This window comes from Actinophytocola sp. (assembly GCF_045807065.1).
GTDB lineage: Bacteria > Actinomycetota > Actinomycetes > Mycobacteriales > Pseudonocardiaceae > Actinophytocola.
In genome coordinates this window covers 1-2,157 of the sequence record NZ_JBJMIE010000632.1, presented here as the reverse complement: position 1 = coordinate 2,157, position 2,157 = coordinate 1, and the positions used below count along the sequence as shown (strand labels likewise).

3 protein-coding genes are annotated in these 2,157 nt (G+C 73.9%); 2 read left to right on the top strand and 1 reads right to left on the bottom strand.

Annotated elements, in window-relative coordinates; translation table 11 throughout:
• The coding region (locus ACJ73U_RS36845; RefSeq protein WP_407782384.1) for a hypothetical protein at positions 1-256 on the top strand (256 nt) is incomplete at its 5' end.
• A gap of 151 nt (positions 257-407) precedes the next feature.
• Complete coding sequence (locus ACJ73U_RS36840; RefSeq protein WP_407782385.1) at positions 408-911, top strand: DUF6069 family protein; 504 nt, start codon at positions 408-410, stop codon at positions 909-911.
• A gap of 38 nt (positions 912-949) precedes the next feature.
• Here ACJ73U_RS36840 and ACJ73U_RS36835 read toward each other — a convergent pair whose 3' ends face one another.
• Positions 950-2,077, bottom strand: a complete 1,128-nt coding sequence (locus ACJ73U_RS36835; protein ID WP_407782383.1) for a glycosyltransferase — start codon at positions 2,075-2,077, stop codon at positions 950-952.
• Between the last annotated feature and the right edge of the window lie 80 nt (positions 2,078-2,157).

Genomic DNA, 2,157 nt, shown 5'->3' with positions numbered 1-2,157 from the left:
GACCGCGGCCGGCGTGCTCGCCGGCGCGATCGAGACCGCCGAGCGGTCGACGACGGCGCACTCGTCACCACCCGTCAGCACGCTCGTCCTCGCCACCGACGGGGTGCTCTCCGCGGGCACCCCACAACTGGTCGAGGCGTTGCGTTCGACCGGGCCGAAGGGCTTCCTCGACGTGGTGCGGGCCGTCCGCCCGGAGACGTTCGACCTGCCGCCCCGGGCCCCGGTCTCTGGTCAACCCCACCCGGTTGAGCGATAGTGGAGAGACGGGTCCCGCGGGGACCCGCGACAGGTGGGCGCGCTCGAGCCGCCCGACCCAGCACCGATCCGGCGAAACCGGTTTGTGCGTGGCGGTCCCGGGCTATTGCCACGAGAGGTACACGCGAGCGACACCGGAGGACACGATGGCGATGGATCCGGAACCGCGACACCGGTACGACGCGGGCCGGCTGTGGGCGGGTGGTGTGGCGACCGCCATCGTGGCGGCGCTGGTCGCGATCCTCGGCATCCTGGTCGCACGCGGCATCCTCGACGTGGCCGTGCTCGCCCCCAAGGGCGAGGGCGTCTGGGGCAACGCGAGCACCGTGACCTACGCCCTGGTGGCGGCGGCGTGCGCACTGCTCGCGACCGGTCTGCTGCAGCTGCTGCTGGTCAGCACGCCGAGGGCGGGCCAGTTCTTCGGGTGGATCATGGTGCTGCTGACGCTGATCGCCGTGGTCATGCCGCTCAGCCTGTCCGTCGACCGCGCCAGCACGATCTTCACCGGCATCCTCAACCTGCTGATCGGCCTGGTCATCACCCTGCTGCTGAACAGCGTGGTGACGAGCGCCGCGCGCTTGGCCCCGGAACCCCGCACCCCCCGCGACTCGACCGCGGAGACGGTCCAGTGGCGCCAGGAGCCCTGGTCGCGCTGAACAACCCGCCCAGCCTGTTGTGAGGCACGGACTTCCGGTCAGGGCACGACCTGCATGGGCCGCCGGGGGGCCGGGGCCGCGACCTGGCCTTCGGGTGAGGTCGCGCCGGCCTGCTGGTAGACGCGGACGAACTCGGCGGCGATGCGCCGCCACACGAAGCGGGCCTCGACCCGGTCGCGGCCGGCGGCACCGTACTGCTCCCGGGTGACGGACTGGGCGAGCAGGCGGCGGAGGGCGGACGCGAGGTCGCGCGGCCTGTGGGGCGGCACCAGCAGACCGGTGACCTTGTCGACCACGATGTCGGGCAGCGGTCCGACGGTCGTGGCGACCACGGGAACGCCACACGCCATCGCCTCGAGCACGCCCGGTTGGCACGGCTCGTGCCACGGTGTGCAGACCGCCACGTCGGCCGAGCGCAGCAACGCGGGCAGCGCGACGTAGGGCAGCGGGCCGGTGAACCGCACGCGGTCGGTGACCCCGAGCAGGTCGGCGTACTCGCGCAGCTCCTCGGTCGGGTCGCCGGCGACGACCAGTTCGGTGTCGGGCAGCGCCCGCAGCGCGGCGATCGTGGTGCTGACCCCGGCGTGCGGTGACCGGGCGTCGAGCGCGACCAGCCGGTGCCGGCTGCCGGTGGGCTCGGCCAGCCCCTCCGGCCGGAAGAGGTCCGCGTCGACACCGTCCGGCACGATCGAGACGTGCGCGCGGGGCATCCCGGCCCGCACGAGCACGTCCACGTGCGCGGTACAGGTGGACGTCACCCGGTCGGCGGTCGTGGTGAGCACGCCCTCCAGCTCGGCCGAGCCGTTCGAACCCGGGTGCGGCCGGAAGCTGTGCACGGTCGGGATGCCGCGTGGCGCGGCGGCCGCCGCGGCGGCGGGGACGGTGGTCCACGAATGGGTGTGCAGCACGTCGGGCCGGTCCCGCGCCCATGCGGCGTCGAGGGCGCGGGTCAGCACGGCCGCGTCCGCGGTGACCTGGTCGTCGGGGCCGGATGCGGTGCGCACGACCCGGTAGCCGGCGGCCGTCACGACCTCTCGGGGCGCGCCGCGGTCCTCCTGTCGGCAGTAGACGGTCACCTCGTGCCCCTGCGCGGTGAGTGCGGCCGACAGCTCGGCGACGGGCCCCGCGCCTTCCTCCATGAGCTCGCCCACCATCGCGATCCGCATCGGTCCCCTCTCCCGTCGTCGCCCAGTTCAGGCTGGCGCTCGGCTCGGGCACGCGCTATCCGGTGCTTCGTTTGACGGCT

Coding starts and splice junctions, on each gene's coding strand:
- ACJ73U_RS36840 (WP_407782385.1), top strand. CDS start 408: ATGGATCCGGAACCGCGACACCGGTACGACGCGGGCCGGCTGTGGGCG.
- ACJ73U_RS36835 (WP_407782383.1), bottom strand. CDS start 2,077: ATGCGGATCGCGATGGTGGGCGAGCTCATGGAGGAAGGCGCGGGGCCC.